The sequence below is a fragment of the Paenacidovorax caeni genome, assembly GCF_001298675.1.
Lineage (GTDB): Bacteria > Pseudomonadota > Gammaproteobacteria > Burkholderiales > Burkholderiaceae_C > Paenacidovorax > Paenacidovorax caeni.
Genome location: NZ_CYIG01000115.1, coordinates 1 through 1,170, shown reverse-complemented (window position 1 = coordinate 1,170; position 1,170 = coordinate 1). Strand labels below are relative to the sequence as shown.

The following is a 1,170-nucleotide window of genomic DNA, read 5'->3' as shown; positions in this document are numbered from 1 at the left end:
GCGCGCGCGCCAGGCCCAAATGCATACTGCCTCCCAAGCTCTTGCCATTGAGCGGCAAGCGAGCGCTCAACCTTCCTTGGCCGAACGTGTTTCGAGGCCCAAAACTCGTGCCATACTTGGCCTCATGCGGTTGAATTTCCTATCCGTCGGCGGCGGCGATGCGCCGGGCGATGGCGGCCAGTTGCGCCTGGTCCCAGGACACGCGCTTCGGGACATCGACCGTCACGCGAAGCAGCCCGTCCTTCAGGTGCACGACGCCGAAGTCCTTGCCGGCCTCGAGGCGTGCAGCACGGGCCTGCTCGCCGTAGGCGGCCTCCAGCGCGGCGTCGAACTTCGCGCGGGCCTGCTTGAGCCAGGCGAGCGCTTCGTCGAGGTTGCGGCTGATCTCCGCCTTCTGGGCGGGCGGCAGCGCGGCCAGCTGGCCGACGGACATCGCGGCGATGTCGGCGGGGTAGAGGGTCAAATCGCTCATCGCATCCCCCTTCAGCGCGCCGCGCGCTCGGAGGTCGAGTCGTGCAGGGCGCCACGCTCGAACTCGATGACCGACTCCAGGGGGTAGCTGACGCGCTTGGACAGCTTCAGGTAGCGCGGGCCCCGCCCTTCGCTGCGCCAGCGCTGCAGGGTCTTGGGGCTCAGCCCCCAGCGCTGCGCGAGCTCGTTCTCGTTGAGGACCCGACGATCGCCGGGAGACAGACCGTTGATCGCATCGACCGGCGACCGGGTGATGGTGCTTGCCGTTGTCGGCATGGAAGCCTCCTATGACGCTGTTGAGGAACAGGTGTCATTGCAGGCTTCGGGTGGCGAACCTTGGAGGGACCGAATGGCGAACCACGCGCAAACTTCGGGTTCGCCAATCCGCACGCGTCCATGCCAAAACGGCGAGCACGCGGCTCGCCGTTCTTGGGGACAGGGGGATGGTCAGCGGCCCACATCGGCGCAACTGACGCAGCTCGCCAACACCATCGCGCATCGCGTGTGCCGGCACCTGTCGCGCCGCGGCTGGCTCGAAGGCGAAGAGGGGTCTCCTCGTTTTCAGTGCAATAAGTGACGGTACGAAAAGCTAGCACTGGCGCGGAGGTGGTGTTGGTAGATCGTTGATTTCATTGACTTTCCTGTTCACTTTCAAATCTGCGATTCGTGGCGTCAAACCGTGGTCGGTTTCATCCATTG

Annotated in this window: 2 protein-coding genes; both read right to left on the bottom strand. The window is 65.1% G+C overall.

What is annotated here, in order from left to right; genetic code table 11:
- Positions 1 to 139: 139 nt before the first annotated feature.
- Positions 140 to 472 carry a hypothetical protein gene (locus tag BN2503_RS18965; protein ID WP_054258135.1) on the bottom strand — a complete coding sequence of 111 codons (333 nt, stop codon included), beginning with the start codon at positions 470 to 472 and terminating at the stop codon, positions 140 to 142.
- Between the two features lie 11 nt (positions 473 to 483).
- A complete protein-coding gene (locus BN2503_RS18960; protein WP_008648927.1) occupies positions 484 to 747 on the bottom strand; it encodes a helix-turn-helix transcriptional regulator in 264 nt (87 codons plus the stop codon).
- Between the last annotated feature and the right edge of the window lie 423 nt (positions 748 to 1,170).